The 13,979-nt window shown below is 36.9% G+C and carries 18 protein-coding genes; 7 read left to right on the plus strand and 11 right to left on the minus strand.

Annotated elements, in window-relative coordinates; translation table 11 throughout:
- Positions 1 to 449: 449 nt before the first annotated feature.
- On the minus strand, positions 450 to 890 hold the full coding sequence (locus tag AC1RNS_RS02640; protein ID WP_492990587.1) for a GNAT family N-acetyltransferase: 441 nt from the start codon (positions 888 to 890) through the stop codon (positions 450 to 452).
- Between the two features lie 116 nt (positions 891 to 1,006).
- Positions 1,007 to 1,222: a glycosyltransferase gene (locus AC1RNS_RS02645; RefSeq protein WP_492990589.1), complete on the minus strand. Its 216-nt coding sequence runs from the start codon at positions 1,220 to 1,222 to the stop codon at positions 1,007 to 1,009.
- 26 nt (positions 1,223 to 1,248) lie between these two features.
- Here AC1RNS_RS02645 and AC1RNS_RS02650 point away from each other — a divergent pair, with 26 nt between their 5' ends.
- The 3 genes from AC1RNS_RS02650 to AC1RNS_RS02660 are packed head-to-tail and all read left to right on the plus strand — an operon-like array spanning position 1,249 to position 2,305.
- The gene (locus AC1RNS_RS02650) at positions 1,249 to 1,455 is read left to right on the plus strand and encodes a hypothetical protein (protein ID WP_492990591.1); all 207 of its coding nucleotides are present in this window, start codon (positions 1,249 to 1,251) and stop codon (positions 1,453 to 1,455) included.
- Complete coding sequence (locus tag AC1RNS_RS02655; RefSeq protein ID WP_492990592.1) at positions 1,452 to 1,862, plus strand: sugar nucleotide-binding protein; 411 nt, start codon at positions 1,452 to 1,454, stop codon at positions 1,860 to 1,862. Before AC1RNS_RS02650 ends, AC1RNS_RS02655 begins: the two co-directional genes overlap by 4 nt.
- Positions 1,863 to 1,918: 56 nt before the next feature.
- Positions 1,919 to 2,305 carry a hypothetical protein gene (locus AC1RNS_RS02660; RefSeq protein WP_492990593.1) on the plus strand — a complete coding sequence of 129 codons (387 nt, stop codon included), beginning with the start codon at positions 1,919 to 1,921 and terminating at the stop codon, positions 2,303 to 2,305.
- Positions 2,306 to 2,351: 46 nt separating this feature from the next.
- On the opposite strand, the gene AC1RNS_RS02665 is transcribed toward AC1RNS_RS02660, so the two are convergent.
- From AC1RNS_RS02665 to AC1RNS_RS02675, 3 genes are read right to left on the minus strand one after another with little or no spacing between them, the layout of a single operon-like run.
- Positions 2,352 to 3,107, minus strand: a complete 756-nt coding sequence (locus tag AC1RNS_RS02665) for an alpha/beta fold hydrolase (RefSeq protein ID WP_492990595.1) — start codon at positions 3,105 to 3,107, stop codon at positions 2,352 to 2,354.
- Between the two features lie 24 nt (positions 3,108 to 3,131).
- Positions 3,132 to 4,370, minus strand: coding sequence for a DNA polymerase IV (locus tag AC1RNS_RS02670; RefSeq protein WP_492990596.1), 1,239 nt, complete (start codon positions 4,368 to 4,370; stop codon positions 3,132 to 3,134).
- 48 nt (positions 4,371 to 4,418) lie between these two features.
- Positions 4,419 to 5,816: an aminotransferase-like domain-containing protein gene (locus AC1RNS_RS02675; RefSeq protein ID WP_492990598.1), complete on the minus strand. Its 1,398-nt coding sequence runs from the start codon at positions 5,814 to 5,816 to the stop codon at positions 4,419 to 4,421.
- Positions 5,817 to 5,945: 129 nt separating this feature from the next.
- Here AC1RNS_RS02675 and AC1RNS_RS02680 point away from each other — a divergent pair, with 129 nt between their 5' ends.
- The gene (locus AC1RNS_RS02680; protein ID WP_492990600.1) at positions 5,946 to 7,109 is read left to right on the plus strand and encodes an aminotransferase-like domain-containing protein; all 1,164 of its coding nucleotides are present in this window, start codon (positions 5,946 to 5,948) and stop codon (positions 7,107 to 7,109) included.
- Between the two features lie 55 nt (positions 7,110 to 7,164).
- Here AC1RNS_RS02680 and AC1RNS_RS02685 read toward each other — a convergent pair whose 3' ends face one another.
- The gene (locus tag AC1RNS_RS02685; RefSeq protein ID WP_492990601.1) at positions 7,165 to 7,719 is read right to left on the minus strand and encodes a helix-turn-helix domain-containing protein; all 555 of its coding nucleotides are present in this window, start codon (positions 7,717 to 7,719) and stop codon (positions 7,165 to 7,167) included.
- 115 nt (positions 7,720 to 7,834) lie between these two features.
- On the opposite strand from AC1RNS_RS02685, the gene AC1RNS_RS02690 reads away from it, so the two are divergent.
- Complete coding sequence (locus AC1RNS_RS02690) at positions 7,835 to 8,425, plus strand: LysE family transporter (RefSeq protein WP_492990603.1); 591 nt, start codon at positions 7,835 to 7,837, stop codon at positions 8,423 to 8,425.
- Positions 8,426 to 8,480: 55 nt separating this feature from the next.
- On the opposite strand, the gene AC1RNS_RS02695 is transcribed toward AC1RNS_RS02690, so the two are convergent.
- The 5 genes from AC1RNS_RS02695 to bioD all read right to left on the minus strand — a co-directional run bounded on the left by AC1RNS_RS02695 (position 8,481) and on the right by bioD (position 12,614).
- Positions 8,481 to 8,603 carry a hypothetical protein gene (locus AC1RNS_RS02695; protein ID WP_283868523.1) on the minus strand — a complete coding sequence of 41 codons (123 nt, stop codon included), beginning with the start codon at positions 8,601 to 8,603 and terminating at the stop codon, positions 8,481 to 8,483.
- A 370-nt stretch (positions 8,604 to 8,973) separates the two neighbouring features.
- Positions 8,974 to 9,969 carry a biotin synthase BioB gene (gene bioB / locus AC1RNS_RS02700; protein ID WP_492990605.1) on the minus strand — a complete coding sequence of 332 codons (996 nt, stop codon included), beginning with the start codon at positions 9,967 to 9,969 and terminating at the stop codon, positions 8,974 to 8,976.
- On the minus strand, positions 9,969 to 10,559 hold the full coding sequence (locus tag AC1RNS_RS02705; RefSeq protein WP_492990607.1) for a biotin transporter BioY: 591 nt from the start codon (positions 10,557 to 10,559) through the stop codon (positions 9,969 to 9,971). Before AC1RNS_RS02705 ends, bioB begins: the two co-directional genes overlap by 1 nt.
- Positions 10,523 to 11,929, minus strand: coding sequence for an adenosylmethionine--8-amino-7-oxononanoate transaminase (gene bioA / locus AC1RNS_RS02710; protein WP_492990609.1), 1,407 nt, complete (start codon positions 11,927 to 11,929; stop codon positions 10,523 to 10,525). The genes AC1RNS_RS02705 and bioA overlap by 37 nt, the downstream gene beginning before the upstream one ends.
- Positions 11,910 to 12,614 carry a dethiobiotin synthase gene (bioD, locus tag AC1RNS_RS02715; RefSeq protein WP_492990610.1) on the minus strand — a complete coding sequence of 235 codons (705 nt, stop codon included), beginning with the start codon at positions 12,612 to 12,614 and terminating at the stop codon, positions 11,910 to 11,912. The genes bioA and bioD overlap by 20 nt, the downstream gene beginning before the upstream one ends.
- A 274-nt stretch (positions 12,615 to 12,888) precedes the next feature.
- On the opposite strand from bioD, the gene AC1RNS_RS02720 reads away from it, so the two are divergent.
- Together AC1RNS_RS02720 and AC1RNS_RS02725 are read left to right on the plus strand one after the other, a co-directional pair.
- Entirely contained in the window at positions 12,889 to 13,353 is a 465-nt protein-coding gene (locus tag AC1RNS_RS02720; RefSeq protein WP_492990611.1) for a hypothetical protein, read from the plus strand.
- Positions 13,354 to 13,447: 94 nt separating this feature from the next.
- Positions 13,448 to 13,972, plus strand: a complete 525-nt coding sequence (locus tag AC1RNS_RS02725; protein ID WP_492990612.1) for a hypothetical protein — start codon at positions 13,448 to 13,450, stop codon at positions 13,970 to 13,972.
- Positions 13,973 to 13,979: the final 7 nt, after the last annotated feature.

A 13,979-nucleotide genomic window follows, 5' to 3' on the forward strand; every position in this document is an offset into this window, starting at 1 on the left:
GGAAACCTGAGCTCTTTTTCTTCTCACCTGAGCGATTCTTGAGGGGACCCGAGCTCTTTTTCTTCTCACCTGAGCATTTCTTGGGGAAACCCGAGCTCTTTGCCTTCGCACCTGAGCATTTCTTGGGGAAACCTGAGCTCTTTTTCTTCTTACCTGAGCGATTCTTGAGGAAACCTGAGCTCTTTTTCTTCTCACCTGAGCGATTCTTGAGGAAACCTGAGCTCTTTGTCTTCTCACCTGAGCGATTCTTGGGGGAATCTGAGCTCTTTGTCTTCTCACCTGAGCGATTCTTGGGGGAATCTGAGTTCTTTATCTTTGCACCTCAGCGTTTATTAGAAGGAGCCGAGCTTTTTTCTTCATACCTTAGCGTTTTTTCTTGCATTTAATTCAGAAACCACCAATTAAACTAGAAAAGCATCTTCGTCCTATCATGGCGAGATGCTTATTTCTTAATCAAAATACTTTACGTAATTACAATATTGATCTTGTTTCATATGAAGATTTTCGTATAGCTTTCTTGCATTAATATTATCAGTGGCTGTTTGAAGTGTGACATAACGAGCAGATTGCTGCTCACAATATTGAAATACCTTATGCATTAATGCCGTGCCCACCCCTTGGCCCCTTGCATCTTCATTCACATATATATCATTTAAAATATATGCACGCTGTAAAGCAATGGAAGAAAAAGTAGGATATAATTGTGTAAATCCAACTGCCTTGTCATTTTCTACAGCTATAAAAATAATAGATTCCTTTAAGGCCATTCGTAATTGTAAAAATGCCTTAGCACTGCTTTGATCTGATTCAATACCATAGAATTGGCGGTATTCATCAAAAAGTACTGCTACCTCTTCTAATTCATTCATTGTTGCTTGAAATATGTTCATGCTGCTCTCCCCTTATGTCTACCCATGATTGTCAAAAAATATGAATCTAGCTCTCATTATAAAGGAAATAATCGGATAAAGAAAAGAATTCTTCACAAATTCGAGCGAATATCACGTTAGAGGGGTTTTTCCTGTAAATATTGAGCAACTCTTTTCACTATATGCTCCCAATTTAATTCTGTTCTTGCAAATGCTTGGAGTTGTTCACATGTATCTGCTAGTAATTGCTCCTGTTTTGTTACTTGCTGTAATGTTTGTGCTACGCTTTCCCAATCATGCGTTGGATAAATCGTACCGAATCGTTGATGATGGGTAATATCAGCAGCTCCCAAAGGAAGAGGCTACAAAGGCCATCGATATGGGCGATTTTTATAGAATCCCTGCTGATAATCGCGATTTAAATTATGGAAAGTACTTAGAAGAAGGCTCTCCGAAAATAACATTATCGGATGAGTACAACTCTGCTAATACAAAAATAATGAAAGTAGCTGAAATAAAAGAAAAATTACTAAAGCTCCCTCTCCTACAAGAAGAACTACAACATTGGACAGGAGGAAAGCCTTGAAGTATTTAGTACTTGGTACTACTGGAATAGCTGGTCACATTATTTCCATCTATTTATGTGAACAAGGGCATGATGTGACAACCTATTCTAGAACTGCCTTTCCATATGGAAGTAATAGGATAGGAGATATAACAGATCCTATTTTTTTACAGTCACTTTTACTAGAAGATTCCTATGATGCTATCGTCAATTGTATTGGTATGTTAAATAATGCCTGTGAGGTGAATCAGAAAGATAGTATTTATATCAATAGCTATTTACCTCATGCCATTGTTTCATTATTGGAAAATCGTCAAACAAAGCTTATTCATCTAAGCACGGATTGTGTATTCTCAGGAAAGACATCTCCGTATCAGGAAAATAGCTTAGCGATGGGGAAACCTTTTATGATCGTACGAAGGCACTAGGAGAAATCGAAAACACAAAACATTTAACACTGCGTAATTCTATTATTGGACCGGATATGAAGGTGGAAGGTATTGGACTCTTCAACTGCTTTATGAAACAGCATGACATGATAAGCGGCTATACTGGTGCGATTTGGACAGGAGTTACTACCCTTACGCTAGCAAAGGCGATAGAGCATGCTACATCTGAATGCATTACAGGCATATATCATCTTGTTAACAATCAGAGTATTTCGAAGTACGATCTTTTGCAGCTATTCAATAAACACTTTAAGGACAATCAAGTAACCATCCTTCCATGTCAGCATCTAAATGTTGATAAAACGCTTGTCAATACTCGAAACGATTTTTCATTTGTTGTCCCTAGCTATGAAGAGATGGTCTTTGAAATGAAGCATTGGATAAGGGCACATAAAGACTTATACCTTCACTATTTTAAATAAAGAACTTTGCTGAATCTACTAGCTTTAAAAGTTATGTAGGTTCATTTTAATGAATAATTTTTCCTTCTGGTAATCGCCCCTCCTTCATCCAATTCTCAACAAAATGATTAAAGAACGTAGGATTTGCCAAAGATACACCGTGACCCACGTTAGATAGCACCACACCTTTACAATTGGGATTACGATTGACTAGCAGTCTAGCAGATTTTCTCATGATCCCCTTTTCCTTTTCACCAACAGTTACCAAAATCTCACAGCTAGCTTGAGAAAAATTTTCAGGGATTGCAAAGGACATATTTTCTCGCAGAATATTCGTAAGTGTTTCTACTTTCATTTTTAAACTATCTTGATAATACTGGTGAAAATAATCTTGATTTATATACAATGTTTTAGCTTGAAGTTTTGCGAACGATTTATTTTTTATTAAAGGAAAAGATAATGTAATGAATGGTCCCATCAGTTTAATTGTAATTGGAGAAGGTATTACTAAAGCACTATTAATAATCGCATTATCTATCAATTGAGCATTTAAGCTTAGCATTTTTACGATAATTTGTGCACCTAAAGAAAAACCAATTACTGTGACATGTTTACCCTGTGCTTTTTCTTCTATTATTTTTAGTAGTTTCGTTGCACACTCTTCAATTGAAAAATCAATATCATCATCTATTAATTCTGGCACAATACAGTGAAAGTTAGAAAAATATTTGACTTGTTTATCCCACATCCATCCTCCTACACCTCCACCATGAATAAACATCATAAAATTATTATGATCACTACCATATTCTTGATAATCCATAACTTAATCACCTCATAATAATCGCTACTCATGATCATCTAAAAAATCTTTACTAAAGCTCGTTTGCGATTGATAGGTTGAGCGTTTGACTGTATCAACCCCTCGCTTAATAATACCTTTCCCAAAGCGTGCTTCGATTTCATCAACAATTTTAATAATAGGCTCATCCTTGACATGCTCTTCAAAATTGAAAATGGAAAGCTGCTGTGAAAAATCTTTACGATCCACAACATTTGACACGGTTACTCCTAATAATCGAACAGGTGTCTCATCCCAATGCTTATCAAAAAGTTCACAGGCAACTTGATAAATATCTTCAAAACGATAAATGGCATTAGACACCGTTTTTGAGCGTGTATGATTATGCCAATCCGCATCTCGAATTTGTATGCTCACTGTAGAGCTCGCCAGACGTTTGGCATCTAATCGTTCTGCAACCTTTTGACAAAGTCCATTGATTGTTTTATGAAGAATCCGAATGTCCACTACATCCTCTGGTAAGGTTGTGGAGTTGCCAACACTTTTTGTATCAAAAATAGCATCTGGATCCACCATTCTTGAATCCTCTCCATTTGCTCTCGCTCGGAGACGTACGCCATTCTTTCCTAAAATCTGCTTTATCGCATATTCCTCAACTTTAGCCAAATCACCAATTGTAAAAATACTGTGTGCATTTAATTTTTTGGCTGTACTAGCACCAATGCCATGCATAGTAACAACCTCCCGAGGCCAAAGAATTTGCTCAATATCACGAATTCGTAATATGGTAATACCCATTGGTTTTTTCATATCAGAGGCTGTTTTCGCCAAAAATTTATTAGGCGCAATGCCAATAGAGCAAGGTAAATCAAGCTCTGTCTGAATTCGCTCTTGTATTTCCTGGGCAATATTAAGTGCATGTTGCTCTTTACTTAATTCAGTTACATCCATATACCCTTCATCAATGGAAACAGGCTCCACTAAATCGGTATAGCTACGTAGTATGGTAAACATCTGCTTAGATGCTTCACGATACTTTTGAAAATCTGGTGGTAATAACAATAAATCAGGACATTTTCGCATTGCCTCATGAACAGTCATTGTTGTGTAAATCCCTAGAGCCCTTGCCTCATACGAACAGGTTACTAAAATGCCCCGACGTTCTTTTGGGTTTCCAGCTATCGCTATTGGCTTGCCCTTCAAGCTTGGATCATGTGCCTGCTCAACTGAAGCATAAAAACTATTCATATCTACATGAAAAATAATACGCCCTTTATGCGTCATCCGATCACCACTTTTCCTTACATAGCCTTATTATAAGTCTTCTTTCCTTTAATCAACAAATGTATAATCTCCATTGCTTTCAAGTAAATCCTTCAAAATAAGCAGTGCCTGTTCAAGTTGATTCTCTGGTGCAGTAATGGCTAATCGAACTGCATTAATCGGCTTTGCATTGCCCACTGCAAAACGCTCCGCAGCGTACACCTGAACACCAGCCTTTGCTGCAAGCAATTCAAACTGTACACCTGTAAATTGATCAGGAAGTATAAGCCATCTGAAAATACAAGCTTCATCACCTAAAATATTGTAATCACCTAAGTATTGATTAACCAATGCATTTTGTTGCTTTGCATACAGTTTGTGTTTTTCTAATATCGTTTCTGCTACTCCATCATGAATCAATCTTGTGGCAAGCTCTAGCATCATTGGCGATATTGAAATATTAATATTATAAAGCGTCTCCATTATTCTTTTTCGCAATGCTGGAGGTGTAACAATATAAGATAATCGTAATCCAGGTGAAATGGTTTTAGACAAGCTGGCAATATAAATAACTTTTTCTGGTGCATAGGAAGCTATTGGTGCAAGAGGCTGCTCCTTCAAAAAGCTATAGATGGCATCCTCAATAATAACTAAACTTCTGTCCCTCGCCACTTCGGCAATCATTTTTCTTGTTTCTAAAGACATTGTATGGGTAGTAGGATTGTGAAAATCAGGAATCACATAGAGACCTTTAATATGCTCATTTTTACAGGCATATAGTAGCCCCTCTTTTGTCATTTCTCCGTTCCTTTGCTGAATTGCTACTAATTGAATACCTAACATATTGGCAGCTGTTTTTATTCCAGCATATGTGATAGGATCTGTGCCAATTCTATCTCCTGCTTGGAACAATGCAGCTAATGTTCCAACAATCGCATTTTGTCCTCCTGCTCCAAGCAAAATTGGCTGATCCGTTTGAAAATTGACTTTTTCTAAAAGCTTCAATGCTGCCTCATTTTGCCAGGCATTCCCTTCAGGTCTTCCGTATTGAAATAATTTATTAAAATTAGAATCACTCATCATCTTTTTCATATAACGGGTAATGTCTTCATTTACATAGTTATCTGGCAGAACAGAGCCCATTTCAATCATATGAGGGGAATGACTAGTGGGCAATAAAATTTTATTGGTTGCGGCATCGGATGACACAAATGTTCCGCTTCCAATTGAAGCATAGATGAGCCCCTTTTGACCACAAAGTTTAAATGCTCTTGTGATTGTACTTAAATTAACATCTAAAAAGTCAGCTAATTCCCGTTGTGGGGGCAGCTTTGTCCCTGGTAAGAGCTTCCCGTCCTTTATATCTTGTTCAAGCTGTTCAGCTATGGCTATATATAATGGTGCAGAAATATTGCTGATATTTGGTCTCCAGCTCATTGGATACTCTTCAAATGAATTTACTGGCATTCTCTATGCTCCTTTTCTCGTCACTTTTGCATACAATATTTTAATTGTCTTGCATACAATGATAATATTGTATGCATATGATTTCAATGCTATAATTTTTAAAAAATCAGAAAAAAGGAACGATTAATTATGCAATATTCAGAAAAAATCTTAAAAACACCATCTTCATTCATCCGAAATATCTTGAAAGTAACAGACGCAGAGGACGTTATTTCCTTTGCAGGGGGGCTTCCTAACCCAATCTCTTTCCCTATTGATGCGTTAAGAGCATCTGTCGATCATGCCATCACAGAAAATGGTAGCCGACTATTCCAATATTCTTCTACGCAGGGATATGCACCATTACGTGAGTACATTGCTGCGAAATACCAACGTCTACATGGATTAGACGTTAACGCTGATGATGTCTTTATCACTACAGGTTCACAGCAAGCTCTAGAATTAATTGGAAAAGTACTGATTAACAAAGGAGATGGCATCATTATTGAAGAGCCCGGTTACTTAGGCGCCATTCAAGCCTTTACATTAAGTGAGCCAACATTCCATGGTGTAACACTTGAAAATGATGGTTTAAATTTAGAAGAGTTAGAGAAAGCCCTACAACAACCAAATGTAAAATTTATTTATACAGTTCCAAACTTCCAAAATCCAACTGGGCTAACGTATTCTAAAGAAAAGCGTCAGCAGATTTACGACATCATCTCAAAATATGATGTGGCGTTAATTGAGGATGATCCATATGGAGAATTGCGCTTTCAGGGCGAGCCACTGCCATACATCGGTGCCGGCAAATTAGAGAACAGCATTTTACTTGGTTCTTTCTCTAAAACAATTACGCCAGGAATGCGTCTAGGCTTTATCATTACAAAAAATAAAGAACTAATGCAGCATATTGAAACAGCAAAGCAAGCGACTGATTTACACACAAATATTTTTGCTCAATATGTAATTTATGACTATCTAGCAAACAATGATTATACTGAGCATGTTCAGAAAATTATAACATTATATAAAAATCAAGCTGAAGCAATGCTAGATGCGATGCAGGAATTCTTTCCAGCACATGTGGAGTATACAAGACCTGAGGGTGGTATGTTTATTTGGGCTACGATGAACAATGGTGCATCAGCTCTTGATGTCTTCCACAAAGCAATGGAGCAAAAAGTAGCATTTGTCCCTGGTGACCCATTCTATACAGCAAAAACGGGAGTAAGTACAATGCGTCTTAATTATACAAATGCAACCCCTGAAATTATTCGTGAAGGTATTAAACGATTAGGTAGCATTTTATAATCCACAGACAAAGCAAAACCTTATGAGCTATTTAGTTTCGCTCATAAGGTTTTGTTTATTCAGGATAATAGATTGTCATACTTATCCGTGTTAAAGACTGACCTGCATTATAATAGGTGTGTGGCCGATCTGCTTTAAATCGAATAGAGTCACCAGCCTTTAAGATATATGGCTTGTCAATGATAGTCAACACTAATTCACCATCAAAAACAGTGATAATTTCCTCCGTCCCGTCTCTATGTGCCTCTGCACTTACCTTTCCTTCCTGGTCAATCTCCACAGTATAAATTTCAAAACGGCTATCCTCTTGAAAAGGAAAATAAGGATATACCCTATATCGTCCGTTATCCTCCTTTAAAACTTGAATATCCTCTTGTAAAATTACCTCCGTCTCAGGTTGTGGTTGATTAATAAGCGTCGTAAACGAAACCTTTAGACCATTTGCAATCTTCCAAATGGTTGTAAGTGTTGGGCTCGATTCCCCTCGTTCAATTTGCCCTATCATTGTCTTACTCACCCCACAAAGCTGGGAAACTTTCTCTAAGCTTAGCTTTTCCTTCTCTCGAATAGCTTTTAAATTTTTTGCAAATACAAGATGAATTTCCTCCATGACTAATCACCCCTTTAAAATGTACAATATAACGTACGTTTTGTATAATAAAAAGTATAAACGTTATATTGTTTATTTCGAACATTATAACATACAATCAAAAGGAGGAACTACAGTGCCATTATTTTCTTTTTTAACTTTCGTTGTCATTACAAGTTTTACCCCAGGTCCTAATAACTTTATGGCCATGCTATTTGCCAATAAACAAAGTTTTACAAAAACGATTCCCTTTTCTCTAGGTGTCGGTGCAGGCTTTTTTATGCTGATTGGCTTATGTAGCTTATTTAATATTGCCCTGACAAATATTATGCCCATTATAAAGTTACCCTTGACCCTATTTGGAGTTGGCTACATGTTGTATTTAGCCTTTAGAATAGTAACAAGCAAAGCCAGTGATCTTGACAAAGAAGGAGACAACAACAGACATTTATTTTTAGTAGGTATTTTATTACAATTTATAAATCCTAAAGGGATATTGTTTGGTATTACTGTAGTAGCAACCTATATTCTCCCTTATTATTCATCTTATTTCAGCTATTTTCTTTTCGCTGTATTTTTAGGAATCATCGGCATACTCAGTACATGCAGCTGGGCTCTGTTTGGTTCAGCTTTTCAAAAAATTCTTCACCAATACCGACAACCTTTTAATATCATCATGGCTCTTTTATTGGTGTACAGTGCGATTTCAATTCTCGTTCAATCTTAGCAAAAAACAACCCTTCTCGTACGCTATAGCGTCGAAAAGGGTTGCTACCTCAAATTTATTTTGTATATGTTAATACGGCATTTTTTTTGAATTTAGCCAAAGCTTGTGTAGCCTCACTTTTGTTTGTGTATTCAAAAATTCGAACATCCTTTTTATCAAATACTGTAATAACCCACATAGAAAAATCTCCCTTCAAACTTGTTTTTTACTATAACAATCACCGAACAATGTGATACTTCCTGTAAACTATATTTTATCATTGCCTTACCTGATTCTTATTTTACGCTGATTTTTATAAAAATAAAGCCTTATGTGAAGCCCTTCACAAACTGTTCAATTTCAAAACGCTTTCATTGAACATTCTGTGAAAAGCCATGTTTTTTAGGCATAAAGTGGAACTTCAATATGTAGAAATTGCTTACGTCTCATCCTGCTAATTTGTCTCAAATAGAAAAACCGTATGGACGCTTTTCCATAACGTCCATACAGTTTATCACATACATGCCCATTAAATTGTAGTAGTAGATTTTTATTTCAGAAGCATGTACTTAGCAGAATACTTCTTCCTGCTTTTCTGTTAATTCAATTTCAAAGCCTAAATCCTCAAGCATACGATAATCGCTATTTGCCTCTTGACCTGCTGTCGTTAAATAATCTCCGACAAAAATGCTGTTTGCTGCATACATCCCAAGTGGCTGAAGCGACCCAAGATTGACTTCACGACCACCAGAAATACGAATTTCCTTTGTTGGATTAATATAGCGGAACAATGCTAAAACCTTTAAACAATAACGAGGATTTAATTCCTTTGTTCCTTCCAGCTTCGTGCCGTCAATAGCATTTAAAAAATTGACTGGGATCGAATCAGCATCTAATTGATGGAGTGCACGCGCAATGTTGACGACATCCTCTTTAGTCTCCCTCATCCCAATGATTGCTCCTGAGCACGGTGAAATACCATGCTTTTTTGCAATCTCTACCGTGTTCACACGATCTTCATAGGTATGCGATGTTGTAATGAATGAGTGATGACGCTCTGAAGTATTTAAATTATGATTGTAGCGATCTACCCCCGCCTCTTTTAATTGCTGTGCCTGTTCTTCTTTTAATAAGCCAAGACAAGCACATACTTTTAAGCCATACTTCTCTTTAATTTCAGCGACTGCTTCACTTACAACATTGACATCCTTCCGTGTTGGTCCTCGTCCACTTGCCACGATGCAATAGGTACCAATTTTATTGTCAAATGCTCGTTTGGCACCCTCTAAAATTTCCTCCTTCGTAATGAATGGATATTTTTCAATCGGAGCAGATGATTTGGATGACTGTGAACAGTAGCCACAATCCTCTGGACAATAACCACTTTTCGCATTCATAATCATATTTAATTTTACTTTTTTGCCATAATAATGCTTACGAATGGCGAATGCACCATCTATTATCTTTAAAAGCTCATCATCATCACTATTTAACATGGCAAGAGCCTCGTCATTACTAATCATCTTTCCTGCAATAACGCCCTCTGCTAACTGTAACCAATCCACTAAACATTCTCCCTTTCTATTTGCATAATTTTCGCTGCTCTAACTGACTGAAATACCTTATATAAGCGTTCGGCTAGCAGTGCAGAAGCAATGGCTAAGCAAAAATCTGCAACAATACTATTTAAAAAGCCGACTACAAATATATGAGACCAGCTCGTTTTCATGTGAAGCCAAAAATTCAATGATAAATATAAGTAAGGTACTGCAACCGCATAAATAATAATAAGCCCCACAATATTTGCACCAATAAAATGTATTTTCGTTGGCGAATCTACTCTTTCAATGATGAAACCTATTATGAATGCTGCTAGTGCAAACCCTATAAGGTAGCCAAATGTCGGCTGCAATACATAGGTAATGCCTCCCCCCTGTGTAAAAACAGGTAATCCAACTAAACCAACCCCTATGTAAACGAGCTGACTTTGAAATCCATTACGACTGCCAAGTAAGCTTCCAGCTAAAAAAACAAAGACAATTTGTAGTGTAAAGGGCACTACAGGTAAGGGTATTTTAATAAATGCACCTATTGCCGTTAAAGCTGCAAACATCGCGATCATGACAAGTGACTGTGTTGATTGTCGTTTAAACAATTTAACCCCTCCCACTCCTCAAAAAATTGTACAATCGTTTCTTTTGTTGTATGAACCATAAAGTGCATTTCATCGTCAGAAATAATGTAAGGCGGCATAAAATATAATGTATTGCCAAGCGGGCGAATCAGTAAGCCCTTTGCTAAAGCACGTTGATAAATTTGATAGCCAATACGCGCCTCACTTGGAAATGGCTCCTTTGTTCGATGATTGGCTACTAGCTCAATCGCACCTACTAATCCTATCTGTCGATACTCTCCAACATAGGGTAATCTCTCAAATGCCTCCAATGCTAACGCACGCATTCGTTCTCCCTTATTTTGAATCATGTCGATAACCTGCTCCTCTTCAAACATTGTCAATACCTCAAGTGCTACACGACAAGCAAGCGGATTTCCAGAATAGCTATGAGAATGTAAAAAAGCTCTCATTGTTCCATAATCATCATAAAAGGCATTGTAAATGTCATCAGTGGTTAATACAGCCGATAGCGGTAAATAGCCACCTGTTAAACCTTTAGACAAGCACATAAAATCTGGTGCAATCCCCGCTTGCTCACAGGCAAATATGGTTCCTGTTCGTCCAAATCCAACGGCAATTTCGTCTGCAATTAAGTGAACATCGTATGCTGTACAAAGCTCTCGTAATCGCTTTAAATAGATTGGCGGATACATTTTCATGCCAGCTGCTGCTTGAATAAGCGGCTCAATAATCACAGCTGTAATTTCTTCATGATGCGTGTTAAGCTCTTCTTCAACAAATTGAATACATTGAGCATGACAGCTTTCTAGCTTGTCTTGAAAAGGACATCTAAAGCAATCTGGTCCTTGTGCACGTACTGTATCTAATAACAATGGTTGGTATACTTCATTATAAAGCCCAACTCCCCCAACAGATAATGCACCAAGTGTCTCACCATGGTAGGCATCCGTTAAAGCTAAATAGCGTTTTTTCGCCGTTTTTCCAGTTTGCATATGATATTGAAAACTCATCTTTAATGCGACTTCTATTGCGGACGAACCATTGTCTGCAAAAAATACTTTATTCAGACCCTCTGGCGTTAAAGCTACTAATTTTTCAGCTACTTTAATCGCTGGTTCATGTGTGAAATTTGCAAAGATTGTATGCTCTAATGTAAATGCCTGATCACTTAACACTTGACTTATTCTAGGATTTGCATGTCCAAATAAATTTACCCACCAGGAAGAGACAGCGTCTAAGTAGCGATGATTATTTTCATCATAGAGCCATACACCTTGTCCTTTTTTAATGACGATAGGTGGAAATTGCTCATAATCCTTCATTTGTGAACAAGGATGCCAAACATGCCGTAAATCTCTTGCCTGCAGATCAGTTAGCACTTGTTTCATAATTGACCAACCTTTCAAACAATGAAGTATGCGAAATGGAATAATCAACAAGCTGCGAAATCTCTTGGAATTGCGGAATACTTGCATATGGCAAATCTTGAAACTGTAATATGGTTTTCATATTATCTTGTTCTATCAAACTCCCTGAATCTCCATTAAATACAATGCCAAGAATATCAATATTCCGAGTAAGCAAGGCCTCAATTGTAAGTAATGTGTGGTTAATTGTTCCAAGTGTTGTTCGAGTAACAAGAACAACTGGAAGCTTACTTTGAACAATGACATCAAGAAGCGTTAATTCACTTTTTAAATCTAAGGGCACAAACAGTCCTCCAGCTCCCTCACAAATTACTATGTCGTTTGATAGCTGTAACAACTGTATTTGCTGCAATAAATAGCTCACATTTATTTCCTGCGCCTCCAGTTGCGCAGCAAAATGTGGTGAAGCAGCCTCTTTAAACGAATATCCATTCAAATTTTCTTGCTTCAGCACCTGTAAAGAATACTTTTCATATATTGCTGTATCATAGTAATAGCAACAATCATTTTCATGCACTTCACCAGTTTGTACTGGCTTATAAGGTGTGACGCGTAGGTTCTGCCGCTGTAATTGACGCATCAGCAATGTGGTGACCGCTGTTTTACCAACATCAGTATCTGTTCCAACAACCCAAAAATGTTGCATCGTTAACCTCCCCCTCTTTTTAGTTAACCATTAACATATTTTAAGTTAACACATATGTTTTTATTTTGTAAATGCTATTTCAATATTTCTTCCAAAACACGTTATTATTTTGCAGAAAATAAGAAATTTTGCAATAACAAAGAAAGTGCTACCCGTAAAACACAGTGATTGTTGCTGAAGTCTATTAGAACTGTTTATTTATTTACGAATACTATTAATAATTTAGAGGATTTCACTGCTTGTTTGTTGTATTAAACTAAACGGGGGTGGCTGTATGTTTGGCCTTTTTAAAGAATCAGAAAAATTGATAGATACATATGAACAAGTAGCTTTTATTTTAAAGTCCTTGCTCACCTATGAACTTAGAGACTTACCTAGCCGTTACGAATTTTGGTATCGTGTGGCGTTGCGTTTAGAAGAATATCGAACGTTAAATGCTGAGCATCGTGCAAAGCGATCCATGACTACAGCTGTGGGACGCTTTCACCAATCTCAATATGATGTAACAAAACAAAAACTGGCAAAGCTGGAGCGTCTAACAGATATATATAAATCTTTTTGTCTGGAAGAAGAGCGAGAGGTATTAAATCACCGACTTCAATTTCAAAAAGAAGTGATTGCCGAGCTCTTTAATCATCTTCAAAATAAAGAGCTATATATGTATTGTAGTACTGTACAGCAGCAATTTTGGGAAGCTGTCAGTGAAGATATACTTCTTGCAATTGCCCACCTTGATTAAAGAGGTGGCAATTGCATGGATACATCATGAGCGGAATCTCTTCTTAGTTGTTAAAAGCCTATGTTTTTCTTATTTTAAATGTCGGAGGTTTTTTATGATTGCATGGATTATTGCAGCAGAAATTGCTTTTTGGATTGTCATTTTACTCGGGTTGATAGCCCGTTATATTTTAAAAAAACCAAAGCTAAGTCTCTTCTTATTATCTTTAACACTAGTTATCGATTTCTTACTGATATTGCTAACTGCGGTAGATTTAAAAAAAGGAACTCCCGCTTCTATATCACATGGGATTGCTGCTATTTATATTGGTGTTTCTATTGCCTATGGTAAAACTATGATTAGTTGGGCAGATGAGCGATTTCAGCGTTGGTTTTTCAAAACCGAAGACAAGAAAGTACGGCTTGTAGGAGCTGCTAAAGGTAAACATGAGATAAAAATGCTTATTCGACATGTTATAGCTTTTCTCATTGGTGTTGGACTTTTATATATAATGAGTCTTTATATCGGACCTCAAACTGATACATCTTCCCTATTTCAAATGATGAAAATTTGGAGCATCGTATTAACTATTGATGCCGTCATAAGTATTTCATATGTGATTTTTCCTAGTCAAAAATAACGAATGT

It is taken from the genome of Lysinibacillus sp. GW821-FHT14F06, from assembly GCF_058803665.1.

What these genes read in the sequence shown, in the direction of transcription:
- AC1RNS_RS02640 (WP_492990587.1), bottom strand. Translation starts at nt 890, where the DNA reads ATGAACATATTTCAAGCAACAATGAATGAATTAGAAGAGGTAGCAGTA.
- AC1RNS_RS02650 (WP_492990591.1), top strand. Translation starts at nt 1,249, where the DNA reads ATGGGCGATTTTTATAGAATCCCTGCTGATAATCGCGATTTAAATTAT.
- AC1RNS_RS02660 (WP_492990593.1), top strand. Translation starts at nt 1,919, where the DNA reads ATGAAGGTGGAAGGTATTGGACTCTTCAACTGCTTTATGAAACAGCAT.
- AC1RNS_RS02665 (WP_492990595.1), bottom strand. Translation starts at nt 3,107, where the DNA reads ATGGATTATCAAGAATATGGTAGTGATCATAATAATTTTATGATGTTT.
- AC1RNS_RS02670 (WP_492990596.1), bottom strand. Translation starts at nt 4,370, where the DNA reads ATGACGCATAAAGGGCGTATTATTTTTCATGTAGATATGAATAGTTTT.
- AC1RNS_RS02675 (WP_492990598.1), bottom strand. Translation starts at nt 5,816, where the DNA reads ATGCCAGTAAATTCATTTGAAGAGTATCCAATGAGCTGGAGACCAAAT.
- AC1RNS_RS02680 (WP_492990600.1), top strand. Translation starts at nt 5,946, where the DNA reads ATGCAATATTCAGAAAAAATCTTAAAAACACCATCTTCATTCATCCGA.
- AC1RNS_RS02685 (WP_492990601.1), bottom strand. Translation starts at nt 7,719, where the DNA reads ATGGAGGAAATTCATCTTGTATTTGCAAAAAATTTAAAAGCTATTCGA.
- AC1RNS_RS02695 (WP_283868523.1), bottom strand. Translation starts at nt 8,603, where the DNA reads ATGTGGGTTATTACAGTATTTGATAAAAAGGATGTTCGAATTTTTGAA.
- bioA (WP_492990609.1), bottom strand. Translation starts at nt 11,929, where the DNA reads ATGAAACAAGTGCTAACTGATCTGCAGGCAAGAGATTTACGGCATGTT.
- bioD (WP_492990610.1), bottom strand. Translation starts at nt 12,614, where the DNA reads ATGCAACATTTTTGGGTTGTTGGAACAGATACTGATGTTGGTAAAACA.
- AC1RNS_RS02720 (WP_492990611.1), top strand. Translation starts at nt 12,889, where the DNA reads ATGTTTGGCCTTTTTAAAGAATCAGAAAAATTGATAGATACATATGAA.
- AC1RNS_RS02725 (WP_492990612.1), top strand. Translation starts at nt 13,448, where the DNA reads ATGATTGCATGGATTATTGCAGCAGAAATTGCTTTTTGGATTGTCATT.